We start from the raw sequence: 12493 nt of genomic DNA on the forward strand, positions 1-12493 counted from the left end.
CCCCCCCGCGACCCAAAGCATTATTATTCTCCGGCAATGAAGAGGAGCAAGAATGACTGCCACCGAGGAAATCAAGAAGGGCCTAGCAGGCGTCGTCGTTGACTACACCGCCGTCTCCAAGGTCAATCCAGACACCAACTCGCTGCTCTACCGCGGCTACCCGGTCCAGGACCTGGCCGCGAACAAGTCCTTCGAAGAGGTCGCCTTGCTGCTCTGGACCGGCGAGCTGCCAACGCAAAGCGAACTGACCGAGTTCAGTGCTTTCGAGCGGGCCAACCGCGCGCTGGACCCGCGGGTGAAGGCCGCCATCGACCTGCTTCCAGCTGACTGCCATCCCATGGATGTGGGCCGTACCGCCGTCTCGGTAATCGGCGCCAACCACCCCGAGGCCGAGAACTCCTCCCCCGAGGCGGAGCTGCTCAAGGCCAAGGAGCTGTTCGCGGCCTTCCCGGCGGTGGTTGCCTACGACCAGCGCCGCCGCCGCGGCCAGGACGCGGTAGCTCCGCGCGGAGATCTGGATTACTCCTCGAACTTCCTGTGGATGGCCTTCGGCGAAGAAGCAGCCCCCGAGGTTGTCGACGCGTTCCGCGTATCGATGGTGCTCTATGCCGAGCACTCCTTCAACGCTTCGACCTTCACCGCCCGCGTGATCACCTCGACCCTCTCCGACCTGCACTCGGCCGTCACCGGGGCGATCGGCGCACTGAAGGGCCCCCTGCACGGCGGCGCCAACGAAGCTGTCATGCATACCTTCAACGAGATCGGCATCGACAAGGAAGAATCCCGCGAGGATGCTGCCAAGCGCGCCAAGGCGTGGATGGAAGAGGCGCTGGCCGCCAAGAAGAAGGTCATGGGCTTCGGCCACCGCGTCTACAAGCACGGCGACTCCCGCGTGCCAACCATGAAGGCCGCGCTGGATCGCATGATCGAGCACTACGGCCGCCATGAGATGCTGGGCTTGTACGACGGCCTGGAGGCAGCCATGGACGAGGCCAAGTCCATCAAGCCGAACCTCGACTACCCGGCCGGCCCTACCTATCATCTGATGGGCTTCGACACCGAGATGTTCACCCCGATCTTCATCGCGGCACGCATCACCGGCTGGACCAGCCACATCTTCGAGCAGCGTGCAGCCAATGCGCTGATCCGCCCGCTTTCGGCTTATAACGGCGTGGAGCAGCGCTCGCTGTAGACGCTTCGACTCACGGCATTGGCCGCGGGTATGGCATAGCCGTGCCAGCCCGTGGCCATTGCCGTGCCTGCTGCGAGACGGCATCGGCTTGCCATCGTTGCCCAAGGTTGCAGTCCCAGGCCAATGGGCCTATCGTTTAACGATAGATGCATTCCGAAGAACGATAAGGTCTATTGCCATGGGAAAATTCAGCATTATCGGTTTGAAGGTAGTTCTGGCCGTGATCCTGGCTGGCACGCTTTTTGTGCAGCTGTTCATGATCCCGATGATCTTGATCCACGAGTCGCCGAGCAACGGCACCGACAAGTTCTTTCAAGCCTCTTTCCTCGGCTACTTGCTTCTCGCCGGGCTCATCATTGAAACCTGCGTCTACAGCGTGTGGAAACTAGCCACGAGAGTTAAACGCGGCACCGTTTTCGATCCCGCTTCCCTGGGCTATGTAACGCCGATCATCATTGCCTTCACGATCGGCGCCCTATCCACTTTTGCCCTCGGAGCGATCTTCGCCGCCAGCACGGAAATTGCACCCGGAGTCGTGCTTCTTGTTGGTGGAGCCGGGGTGCTGATGATCGGCATCAGCATCATCGTGCTCGTACTGCGGCAGTTGCTCGCACAAGCGGCGATGACCGAAGCCCAAGCCGATGCGCTCCGTACCGAACTGGGCGGCGTGATCTAATGGGAATCCGCGTAGATATAGACGTGATGCTGGCCCGCCGCAAAATGGCCGTCGGCGAGTTGGCCGAACGCATCGGCATTACCCCGGCCAACCTCGCGGTGCTCAAGAACGGGCGCGCCAAGGCCGTACGTTTCAGCACACTTGAAGCCCTCTGCCGGGAATTGGAATGCCAGCCCGGCGACCTCTTGATCTTCGAAACCGAACAGGACTAGATGCAGCTCGCTGGCTAGTCCCAGTTCTCGAAGCTGATGCTCTGCACCGAGGTGTTGTCCTGCGCCAGCACGATCTCGACGGTAAATTTCCCGCCGGCTACGAGTTGCGGCAGCCACAACGGGGAATCCTGCCACATCTGCTCCAAGGGCAAGGCCGCCGGATCGGCCCACAGCGGCTCGAGCTCCTCGGTGATGTGCAGCTGGCCCGATGCCTTCCAGGCAATGAAGGTGGCGCATTCCATGTCGGCTGCCGGCTGGGCGGGGAACCGGAAAATGACCTGCGCCGCAGGCTCCAGATCCTCCGGAGCGAGAAGCAGTCCGGTTTCCTCGGAGAATTCCCGGACGGCCGCTTGCCGCGCGCTCTCTCCCTGCTCGATCTTGCCGCCGGGCAACACGATATTGCCCTTGCCGAATCCGCGACGCTTGCGTCCGAGCAACACGTGCAGCCGTCCTTCGCGCTCCTGCAGCAGCGCCACGAGGGCTACCTGCTTGGCAGAACGCACCTGGTGGCCGGCGACCACTAGTTCACCCTCGGGTGGGCCAACTGGTAGGCCTCACGCAGCGAATCCACGGTGACCTTGGTGTAGATCTGCGTGGTGGTGACCGATGCATGTCCCAGCAGCTCCTGGACCACCCGCACATCCGCGCCGCCCTCCAGCAAATGAGTGGCGAAGGAGTGGCGCAGCGTATGCGGAGAGACCTCGGTGGAAACCCCGGCGCGCTCAGCGGCCTTCGAAAGCAACAGCCACACCGATTGGCGGGAAAGCCGTCCCCCGCGCTGGTTCAGGAACAACGCTGGAGTTCCCTTGCCCTTGGCGGCTAGCCCGGGACGGGCACGCACCAGATAATCGCTCACCGCACGCTGGGCATAACCGCCCACCGGAACGACCCGCTCCTTGGATCCCTTGCCGAACAAGCGCACCACCGCATCGTCGGCAAAGTGCAGGTCATCGACGTCCAGGTCCACGACTTCGGAAATGCGCGCACCGGTGGAGTACAAGAATTCCAGAATCGCGCGATCCCTCAGCCCGGCAGGGGTTTCGATGCTCACCGATTCGAGGATCCTGGTAACAAGGTCGATGGAGATCGCTTTGGGCAGGGATTGCCCGATAGCCGGAGGCTGGATCTCGCGGGCTGGGTTAGGCGCGCAAATCCCTTCGAGCTCCCAGTACTTGTGCAGTTGGCGGATGGCTACCGAATGGCGAGCGACGGAGCGGGCGCTCAACGGCTTATGCTCTTGGTCCCCGCGGGATAGATCCTGAAGGTAGCCGCTGATGGCCAGCTCGGTAATCTGCTGCGGTTGTGCTACGCCGGCTGCCTGCAGCGCTTCAACGTAGCGAAGCAGATCCCTCCGGTAGGAAGCCATTGTATTCTCGGCCAGCCCGCGCTCGATCGCCAGATGCTGCAGGTAGCGCTTGAGCGGGGTCTCGAAGTGGCCGCTCATCCTTCACGCAGGTATGGGTGCACATCGAATGGCTCGTTCGCATCGCGCAGGTCCAAGTACTTGCTGGTACGGGCTGCATGAGCGGCAAGGATCGCGATTGTCGCGGTGGGATTATGGATCTTGCCTGCCAGCACGGCTGCGACGGCTTCCTCCAGCGGCACCCAGGTGCTGATCATTTCAGATTCCTCCTCGGTACGCTCATGGCGCTGATCGGCGGCAACCAGTTTCGCATCGCGCGCGAGGTAGACTCGCACTGCCTCGGCCGAGGAGCCCGGGCTCAAGAAGACATCGGTGAGGATCGACCAGTGCTCGGCGGTACGATCCGCTTCTTCCCATAATTCGCGCTTGGCAGCTTCCAAAGGTGGTTCTCCAGCCACATCGAGCAGCCCGGCAGGGATTTCCCACAGCCGCATGCCTACCGGGTGGCGGTACTGGTTGACCATCAAGATGCGTTCTTCAGCATCCATGACCAGAACGCATACAGCACCGGGGTGGTTGATGTAATCGCGTTCAATGGTCGCCCCGGATTCGGAGAGCTTCACCGTGTCATGGATGACGTCCCAGATCCGTCCCTCGTACACGGTTTCACGGTTCAGCAATTCACGTGGTGAGAATTCATCGGCTATAGGATGCAGCGGCACGAGGATCGTCCTTCGGTAGAAAAAGCTGGTCGGTATTCTCCAGCTTAAACAGCTACGCGCCGGTCAGTAACGACCGGCGCGCAGTGCCTTCAGAGTTTTACCTCCGGCAAGCTGTATTACTTACTTGCGCAGCTCCAGAGCTGCCTCGACCAGACCTGCAAACAGCGGGTGCGGGCGAGTCGGGCGGCTGGAGAGCTCAGGGTGAGCCTGCGTTGAAACGTAGTACGGGTGTACTTCCCTTGGCAGTTCAACGAACTCGACCAGGTTGCCATCTGGCGAGGTGCCAGCGAAGACCAGGCCAGCCTCTTCGAGCTGCGCGCGGTACGAGTTGTTGACCTCGTAGCGGTGGCGATGGCGCTCCGCAACCTCGGTCTTGCCGTAGGTCTCAGCCAGAACCGATCCCTCAAGCAGCTTTGCGTCGTACAGGCCCAAACGCATGGTGCCGCCCAGGTCGCCCTTGCCTTCAACGATGTCCAGCTGCTCTTCCATGGTCGCGATGACCGGGGTCGAGGTTTCAGGATCGAATTCGGTGGACGATGCATCGGTGAGGCCAGCCATGTTGCGGGCGTATTCGATGACCATCGACTGCAGTCCCAGGCACAGGCCCAGGGTTGGCAGCTTGTTTTCGCGAGCGAAGCGCAGCGCGCCCAGCTTGCCTTCCAGACCGCGGATGCCGAAGCCACCGGGGACGCAGATTGCCTCTGCACCCTCAAGCGCCTTGGCGGCCCCTGCTTCGGTAGCGCAGTCATCTGCTGGTACCCAGCGGATGTTGACCTTGGCGTTGTTTGCGAACCCGCCGGCACGCAGAGCTTCGGTGACCGACAGGTAGGCGTCGGGCAGATCGATGTACTTGCCCACCAAAGCTACGGTCAGCTCGGTTGCGGGGTTGTGCACGACTTCGAGCAAGCGATCCCATGAAGCCCAGTCGACGTCGCGGAACTTCATCTCCAAGGTCTGGACGATGTAAGCGTCCAGGCCCTGGGAGTGGATGACCTTTGGGATGTCGTAGATGCTTGGAGCATCGGCGCAGTTGATCACTGCTTCGGTGTCCACATCGCAGGTACGGCCGAGCTTGGCGCGCATTTCTGCCGGGATTGGACGGTCCGAGCGGATTACCAGCGAATCTGGCTGGATACCGATCGAACGCAAAGCGGCAACGGAGTGCTGGGTAGGCTTGGTCTTCAGTTCATGGCTTGGGCCGATGAATGGAACCAGGGAAACGTGTACGAAGAATGCGTTCTTGCGGCCGATGTCCTGGCGGACCTGGCGTGCTGCTTCGAGGAATGGCTGGGATTCGATATCGCCGACGGTGCCACCGATTTCCGTGATGATCACGTCAGGTGCCGACTTGCCGGCCCCTGGTTCGGTTGCTGCCAAGCGCATACGACGCTTGATCTCATCGGTGATGTGAGGGATGACCTGAACGGTATCGCCGAGGTATTCACCGCGACGTTCGCGTTCAAGAACGGTCGAGTAGACCTGTCCGGTGGTCACGTTGGCGGTACCCGGAAGGTTCTCATCCAGGAAACGCTCATAGTGTCCGATATCCAGATCGGTTTCTGCGCCATCGTCAGTAACGAAGACTTCACCGTGCTGGAAGGGGTTCATAGTACCTGGATCGACGTTCAGGTACGGGTCGAGCTTCTGCATGGTCACTGAGAGACCACGAGCTCGAAGTAGATGTCCAAGGCTGGATGCTGTCAATCCCTTACCCAGGGAAGAGGCCACACCGCCGGTGACGAAGATATGCTTTGTCGTTTCAGACGACCGAGAATCACGAGTTGAATTACGCTGCACCACGGGATTTCATCCTATCACCATTCCAATATTTCGCATCCTCATAAGACTCTAGTGCACCTCCGGCCAATGCCCTAGCATTGCCGTAATTCAGGGGCTCACCAAGACTTTTAGGCTTTCGCCATTTTATTGGAGGTGAGCGATGACACTAGGTTCTGCGCTTCTTCAAGCAACTCCTCAGCATGCGCCTGCGCCGTGCCGGATTCCTCTTGGCCGGCGAGCATGCGCGCAAGTTCCTTGACGCGGGCTTCCTGATCCAAGCTGATGACATCGCTGGCAGTGTAGCCAGCTCCCGCCTTCGACTTGGCATCTGAATTCTTGATCACACGAATGTGCCGATCCGCATAGGCGGCCACCTGGGGCAGGTGGGTCACGACGATGACCTGCACATGCTTTGCCAGCATCGCCAGGCGCTCGCCAATGGCCACCGCCGCTTTGCCACCCACGCCCTGGTCCACCTCGTCAAAGACGAAGGTCGGCACCGGGTCGACCGCCGCTAGGACGACTTCAATGGCCAGCATGACGCGGGAGAGCTCGCCGCCGCTGGCCCCCTTGCCCAGCGGTCGCGGCGCGGCTCCGGCATGCGGGGCCAGCAGCATGGAAATCGCGTCCTGGCCGAAGGCACCTGGTTCTTCCAGTTCCTTCACCTCGATGACGAGCTTGGCATCCGGCATCGCCAGGGCCTTGAGCTCGGCTGAAACCTGCGCGGAGAGTTTCTTGGCAGCCTTGCGGCGCGCGTCGGAGAGGTCCGAGGCCAGCGAGGCCACCTTGTGCTCCAATTCAACGACTTCTGTTTCCAGCTCCTCGATGCGCGAGTCATCCCCACCGAGTTCTTCCAGACGGGTACGGGATTCGGCAGCCCAGGCGAGCACCTGATCAATGCTCGGTGCGTACTTGCGCATGAGCTTGCTCAAATCGGCACGGCGGGCTTCAATCTGCGCCAAGCGCTCCGGGCCTTCCTCATCGAGGTCGGCAACGTAGGCGGCAAGATCACTGGAGAGTTCCGAGGCGAGAATGCCCAGTTCCGCTGCCCGCTCCGCGAAGGCGGCCAGCGCAGTGTCATCGTCACTGGCCTGGGCCAGCACGCCGCGGGCGGTCTCCGCCAAGGTGGTAACGCCCGGGTTCTCGAAATCCTCGGAGTCGATGACGGATTGCGCCTGCCGGCCGGCGGTGCGCAGGGACTCGACATTGCCCAGCTTCATGGATTGCTCGCGCAAGGCTTCGTCCTCGCCCGGCTGCGGATCCAGGGAATCGATCTCGTCCAGCGCCAGGCGCAAGTTTTCTGCTTCGCGAACACGGTTGCGCGATTCGGTTTTGAGCCCCGCCAGCTCCTTGGAAGCCGATCGCCACTGGCGGTAGGCTCGCTGGTAGTTGCTTAGCGTGCGCGACAGCGAGCTACCTGCAAAGCGGTCCAGGGCATCTCGTTGGGCTACCGGCTCTTTCAGGCGAATCTGGTCCGACTGGCCATGGACGGCCACCAGATCGTGCCCCAGCTCGGCCAGCAGGCCGACAGGGGCGCTGCGTCCGCCGATGGTGGCGCGTGAACGGCCTTGGGCCGAGAGCGAGCGGGAAAGCAGCAGTTCACTGTTCTCCCCTGCTGGTTCGATGAATGCGCCTGCTTGGCCTGCGGCATCGAGCACGTGGTGATCTGGCGGCAAGTGCACCACGGCTTCAGCCAGGGCGTGCTTGGCGCCGTTGCGCACCGCACCGGCATCGGCCCGGCGCCCGAGCAGCAGGGACAAGGCGGTGATCACCATGGTCTTGCCAGCGCCGGTTTCACCGGTGACTACCGTGAGTCCCGGACCAAGCGGAAGCGTGGCCTCGGTGATCACCCCAAGGTTGGATATCTGGATTTCCTGAATCAATGCCTGCTCCCGAATGTCGAGTTCAAGTCGTACCGTGCGCTTTTAGTATATGTGTTCTAACCCTATTTTTCGTAACTATGTTCGAGCGTGTGGAAAGTTTTTCTTCGAGGCCGCTATTCAGTCCTGGTCCTCGGGGCGTCCCACCATGGGAATGCCCGGTTCATCGCGGTAATGCGGATCGACGCTTTGCAGGCCCGGTCCGATCACCGGCAGTGCCGTAGTGGCCGGACGGCGCGCCTCTTCCTTCGCTGGTCCGCGCCAACCGGTAATGGGCAGCTCGAACTTGTTGACCAGGCGCTCGGAAAACGGCGTCGTGTTCAATCGCGCCATGTACACCGGGCGGTCGCTGCGCGTTACTTCCACACGGGCTCCCGGCGGCAGCTCGATGGTGCGCCGTCCATCGCACCAGAGCACGGCCCCGGCATCGGTGCGGGTCAGCATTTCGACGGCCATGATCGAATCCGGGGAAATGACCAGGGGCTTGGCGAACAGTGCGTGCGCGGAGATCGGCACCATGATCAGCGCCGCCACGTCCGGCCAGACCACCGGGCCGCCGGCGGAGAAGGAGTACGCGGTGGAACCGGTAGGCGTGGCCATCACGACACCATCGCAACCGAAGGTGGAGATCGGCCGGCCGTCGACCTCGATCACGACCTCGACCATGCGTTCGCGGTTGGCCTTTTCCACCGCGGCCTCGTTCAAGGCCCAGGTCTCGGCGAGGCAGACGTTGTCCAGCCACACCTTGACCTCCATGGTCATGCGTTCTTCCACGGTGTAGGTCTCATTGACCAGTGCTTCCACGGTGGCGGCCAGTTCGCTGCGTTCAGCTTCGGCGAGGAAACCCACATGCCCGAGGTTTACCCCCACCAGCGGCATCGGGGATTCCCGCACCAATTCCGCGGCACGCAACACGGAGCCATCGCCACCGAGCACCACGCCCATGTCGACGTCCTCGATCTGGCAATCCTCGCCGAGCACCTGCACCGAAGGCACAGCCGCGCCGATCGCTTCGGTCATCGCCAGCTGGTCCTTGCCGCGCATCACCGGGATAGCTCCGGCGGCGTTGAGCAGGGCGCAGGTTTCTATGGCCGCGGTGATCGCTTCTTGGCGTCCGGTATGGGTGAAAATCAGGATTCGGCGCAAGGCGGTCGGCCCCTCTCAGCATCGCGAGGTGCAAAATGACCGTGGTTATCGACCACGGCTAAAACACGTCACTACTAAGAATAGTCAACATCCTGCCCGATGCGTGGAACATCGGCAGGCTGTGGATCCTCTCCTGCGGCAAGCCAAAGGAAGAATTCGACATTGCCGTCCTGTCCCGGCAGCGGGCTGCGGGCCAGCCCGCGCAGGTGCAGTCCCGCGGCTTGCGCGCTGGCGACCACCGCTTCAACGGAGCTGCGGCGCAGGGCGGGATCGGTGACCACGCCGGTGCGGTTCAGGTGTTCGCGCCCGACCTCGAACTGCGGCTTGACCATCAGCAGCAGGAAGCCGCCGTCCTTGGCGGCCCCGGCCAAGGCGTCGATCACCAGGCGCAGCGAAATAAAGGACAAGTCGGCTACTACGAGGTCGACTGGTCCCCCAATATCTTCGGGGGCCAGATAGCGGACGTTCAGTCCTTCGTGGACCGTGACGCGGGGGTCTTCGCGCAGCTCGTCGACCAGCTGGCCATGGCCTACATCGGCTGCGACCACAGATTTCGCACCGCGGCGCAACAGCACGTCGGTGAAGCCGCCGGTCGAGGCACCGGCGTCCAGGCAGTGCAGGCCAGCGGGGTCAATAGTCGTAAAAGCATCTAGGGCTCCGGCGAGCTTATGCCCGGCACGGGAGACGTATTCTTCGCCTTCGCTGGGCACCAGCGCCAGCTCATCGGTGGCGGAAACCTTCTTGGCGGCCTTGGTGGCGGCCTGCCCGTTCAGCAGCACCCGCTGGGCATCGATCAGCTTGGCTGCTTCGGTGCGCGAGCGCGCCAGCCCACGGGTGACAAGTTCTTGATCCAGGCGATTCACGCGCCGTGCTCCGTACGATTCAGTTCTTGCTGCAGGCCGGCGAGCAGTTGCTCATAGATTCCGGCATGCTCGGTAATGTCATGGTCGGCCAGGGAAGACAGCGCCTGCTCCACTGCTGCATCATCCGGCCCGCGAGGGCCAGGGCTCGGAAGAGGATTCTGCGGCTGCATGCTTAGCCCCGGATCTTGCGCAGGGCATCGAGCCCGCGTTCGGTAAACCGGATTTCCGGTTCTTCGTGCCCCGACTGGCGCGGATGGGCCAGCCACCAGGCATGGCAGGCGGCGCGCCAGGCATTCAGGTCCTGGTCGCTGCCCGAGACTTCGATCGCGCCGTTATCGACCTTGGCAACCGCGTCGCCGACCTGCACGCCGTAGCCCAGTACCTTGATGGTCGGGTACGGCCGGTACAGATCAGCCATCGAATTGATGAGGTAGTTGGGGCGCTGCTCGACCGGTGCGCCCAGTGCTGTGCGCGGCGTGTCCACACCGGTCAGCACCAGCGCGGTGGAGAACCCGGCACGGAAGCCGCCAAGGATGTCGGTATCCAGGCGGGCGCCGACGACCAGCGGGCGCTGGGAATCCAGTCGGTCCGCGGCCCGAGCGAACAGGTAGGATTCTGGTTTGCCCGCCACGCGTGGTTCCACGCTCGTGGCCAGTTTCACCGCATTGACCAGCGATCCGTTGCCCGGGGCCAGGCCCTCGGCGCGCGGAATCGTCAGGTCCGTGTTGGTGGCAACCCATTGGGCACCGTGATTGATCGCGTAGCTGGCCTCGGCCAGGTTCTTCCACGAGATGTCCGGGTCGAACCCCTGGATCACCGCTACGGGTTCTTCCTTATGGGATTCGACGACTTCCAACCCGCGCACGGCAATGCATTCGCGCAGGTAGGGGGAACCCACCACCAAAACCTTGGATCCCGGATTCAATTCGCGGGCCAGCATCTCCGCACCGGCGTCGGCAGAACCGAAAACCTGCTCAGCGCTGGTTTTCACGCCCAGCTGGCGCAGGTGGGCCGCGACGGACATCGGCGAACGCCCAGCATTGTTGGTAATGAACGCCAAGGTGACATTCACTTCCGCGAGGGTGTTCAGCGACTCCACGGCGTCGTCAATGGCGTTCGGGCCAGCATAGACGACGCCGTCCAAGTCGGAGAGGACGGAATCAAATCCGGAAATCAGCATTCGGTGGTGGTTCCTACTACTTGAGGTGTTTGGCTACTACGCCAAAGCTTACTTCGCCGATTCTTCTTCCACGTCAGCTTCGCCAGCTTCCGTGTCGGATTCGATGACTTCGTTCAGGTCATCTTCCTCGTCGATGCCGGTCTGCTCGGCTTCTGCCTCTTCTGCTTCTTCGGCCTCGGCTTCTGCATCTGCTTCTTCAGCCTCGGCGTCGGCATCTGCTTCTTCAGCTTCCGAAGGCTCGATCAGATCCTTGGCGCGTGGGGTTTCCTCTTCCTCATCCATCTCCGGAGCCAGGTCCATGATGAAGGATTCGGTTTCACGCTCGATGCCCAAGGCGCTTTCTGCAACCTCGACCTGAGCGTTCCAGCGCTTCGCGTCTTCTGCACGGCCGGCAGCCGACAGCAGATCAGCGTAGGCAGTGAACAAACGTGGGCTGAAGGAGAAGGCACGGTTGAAGTTCAGCTGTTCCAGCGACTCCAGCTCAGCCAGAGCCTTATCCAGCTTGCCCAAGTCACCATACGAACCGGCAGCAACCATCTGCATTTCAACCTTGACGGCGCTTTCCAGATTGGCGCATTCCTCGGACTGGGCGAGCTCGATTGCCTTCTCTGGGCGGCCCAGGCCACGCAGCGAGTCAGCGATCAATGGCAGGTTGTAGTCCGAACCGGAAATACGACGGTGGGTACGCAGTTCGCGCAGTGCATCGGCGTACTTGCCAGCGTGGTAGGCAGCGATGCCAACGGCCTCGCGAACCACCGCGACACGGCCGCCGCGGCGCGATGCTGCCAGGGTGTGCTCGTATGCCAGCTCTGGGTCGTCTTCCAGCAGGCGGCCAGCCATCACCAGGTGCTTGGCGACCCAGCTTGCCGAGCGCTCTTCGAGGTAACGCAGCTGGGCGCGTGCTACGCGGTCCAACTCCTTACCGGTAACATCCTCATCGATATCTGGGGACTGTTCACGATCGGCACGGTTCGAGATGCGAAGATCGCCAGGATTATGTGCGCGCGGTGCGTCACCGCGCTTATCAGCAAAGCGGTCTTCACGTGCTGGGTACTCACCCTTCGAGCGACGGTCGTCGGCACGCTTGAAGCCACCATCACGGTTGTCATCACGCTTGAAGCCACCGCCACGGTTATCGTCACGCTTGAAGCCGCCACGATCGTCATTGCGGAAACCGTCACCACGGTTGTCATCACGCTTGAAGCCACCGCCACGGTTGTCATCGCGACGCTCGCCGCGGAAACCACCACGGTCTTCATTGCGGAAACCGCCACCACGGTTGTCATCACGCTTGAAGCCGCCACCGCGGTTGTCATCACGCTTGAAGCCGCCACCGCGGTTGTCATCACGCTTGAAGCCGCCACCGCGGTTGTCATCACGCTTGAAGCCGCCACCGCGGTTGTCATCGCGACGCTCGCCGCGGAAACCACCACGGTCTTCATTGCGGAAACCGCCACCACGGTTGTCATCACGCTTGAAG

The 12493-nt window shown here is 62.1% G+C and carries 13 protein-coding genes; 4 read left to right on the forward strand and 9 right to left on the reverse strand.

The features are described from left to right. Positions 1-52 precede the first annotated feature (52 nt). From ACNPM8_RS05035 to ACNPM8_RS05045, 3 genes are all read left to right on the forward strand, one after another. Positions 53-1192: a bifunctional 2-methylcitrate synthase/citrate synthase gene (locus ACNPM8_RS05035; RefSeq protein WP_332487340.1), complete on the forward strand. Its 1140-nt coding sequence runs from the start codon at positions 53-55 to the stop codon at positions 1190-1192. 178 nt (positions 1193-1370) lie between these two features. Next, positions 1371-1868 carry a DUF2975 domain-containing protein gene (locus ACNPM8_RS05040; RefSeq protein WP_105662543.1) on the forward strand — a complete coding sequence of 166 codons (498 nt, stop codon included), beginning with the start codon at positions 1371-1373 and terminating at the stop codon, positions 1866-1868. Beyond that, the gene (locus ACNPM8_RS05045; RefSeq protein WP_105659032.1) at positions 1868-2080 is read left to right on the forward strand and encodes a helix-turn-helix domain-containing protein; all 213 of its coding nucleotides are present in this window, start codon (positions 1868-1870) and stop codon (positions 2078-2080) included. The genes ACNPM8_RS05040 and ACNPM8_RS05045 overlap by 1 nt, the downstream gene beginning before the upstream one ends. Positions 2081-2094: 14 nt before the next feature. On the opposite strand, the gene ACNPM8_RS05050 is transcribed toward ACNPM8_RS05045, so the two are convergent. From ACNPM8_RS05050 to ACNPM8_RS05090, 9 genes are all read right to left on the reverse strand, one after another. Further along, on the reverse strand, positions 2095-2601 hold the full coding sequence (locus ACNPM8_RS05050; RefSeq protein ID WP_426734961.1) for an 8-oxo-dGTP diphosphatase: 507 nt from the start codon (positions 2599-2601) through the stop codon (positions 2095-2097). Further along, positions 2601-3524, reverse strand: coding sequence for a site-specific tyrosine recombinase XerD (xerD, locus tag ACNPM8_RS05055; protein WP_448939405.1), 924 nt, complete (start codon positions 3522-3524; stop codon positions 2601-2603). The genes ACNPM8_RS05050 and xerD overlap by 1 nt, the downstream gene beginning before the upstream one ends. Further along, the gene (locus tag ACNPM8_RS05060; protein ID WP_448939406.1) at positions 3521-4165 is read right to left on the reverse strand and encodes an NUDIX domain-containing protein; all 645 of its coding nucleotides are present in this window, start codon (positions 4163-4165) and stop codon (positions 3521-3523) included. The genes xerD and ACNPM8_RS05060 overlap by 4 nt, the downstream gene beginning before the upstream one ends. 120 nt (positions 4166-4285) lie before the next feature. Continuing rightward, on the reverse strand, positions 4286-5965 hold the full coding sequence (locus ACNPM8_RS05065) for a CTP synthase (RefSeq protein WP_332487349.1): 1680 nt from the start codon (positions 5963-5965) through the stop codon (positions 4286-4288). 107 nt (positions 5966-6072) lie between these two features. After that, positions 6073-7827: a DNA repair protein RecN gene (gene recN, locus ACNPM8_RS05070; protein ID WP_448939407.1), complete on the reverse strand. Its 1755-nt coding sequence runs from the start codon at positions 7825-7827 to the stop codon at positions 6073-6075. A 117-nt stretch (positions 7828-7944) separates the two neighbouring features. Beyond that, positions 7945-8970 (reverse strand): NAD kinase, encoded by a 1026-nt coding sequence (locus tag ACNPM8_RS05075; RefSeq protein ID WP_448939408.1) that lies wholly within the window; start codon positions 8968-8970, stop codon positions 7945-7947. 74 nt (positions 8971-9044) lie between these two features. Next, positions 9045-9833: a TlyA family RNA methyltransferase gene (locus ACNPM8_RS05080; RefSeq protein ID WP_105659025.1), complete on the reverse strand. Its 789-nt coding sequence runs from the start codon at positions 9831-9833 to the stop codon at positions 9045-9047. Between the two features lie 172 nt (positions 9834-10005). Beyond that, positions 10006-11013: an HAD-IIA family hydrolase gene (locus ACNPM8_RS05085; protein ID WP_448939409.1), complete on the reverse strand. Its 1008-nt coding sequence runs from the start codon at positions 11011-11013 to the stop codon at positions 10006-10008. Between the two features lie 48 nt (positions 11014-11061). Next, positions 11062-11928 (reverse strand): hypothetical protein, encoded by an 867-nt coding sequence (locus ACNPM8_RS05090; protein ID WP_105659023.1) that lies wholly within the window; start codon positions 11926-11928, stop codon positions 11062-11064. An 81-nt stretch (positions 11929-12009) separates the two neighbouring features. On the opposite strand from ACNPM8_RS05090, the gene ACNPM8_RS05095 reads away from it, so the two are divergent. Then, on the forward strand, positions 12010-12493 hold a 484-nt coding region (locus ACNPM8_RS05095; RefSeq protein WP_448939410.1), incomplete at its 3' end, for a hypothetical protein.

The sequence above is a fragment of the Glutamicibacter sp. AGC46 genome, from assembly GCF_053543715.1.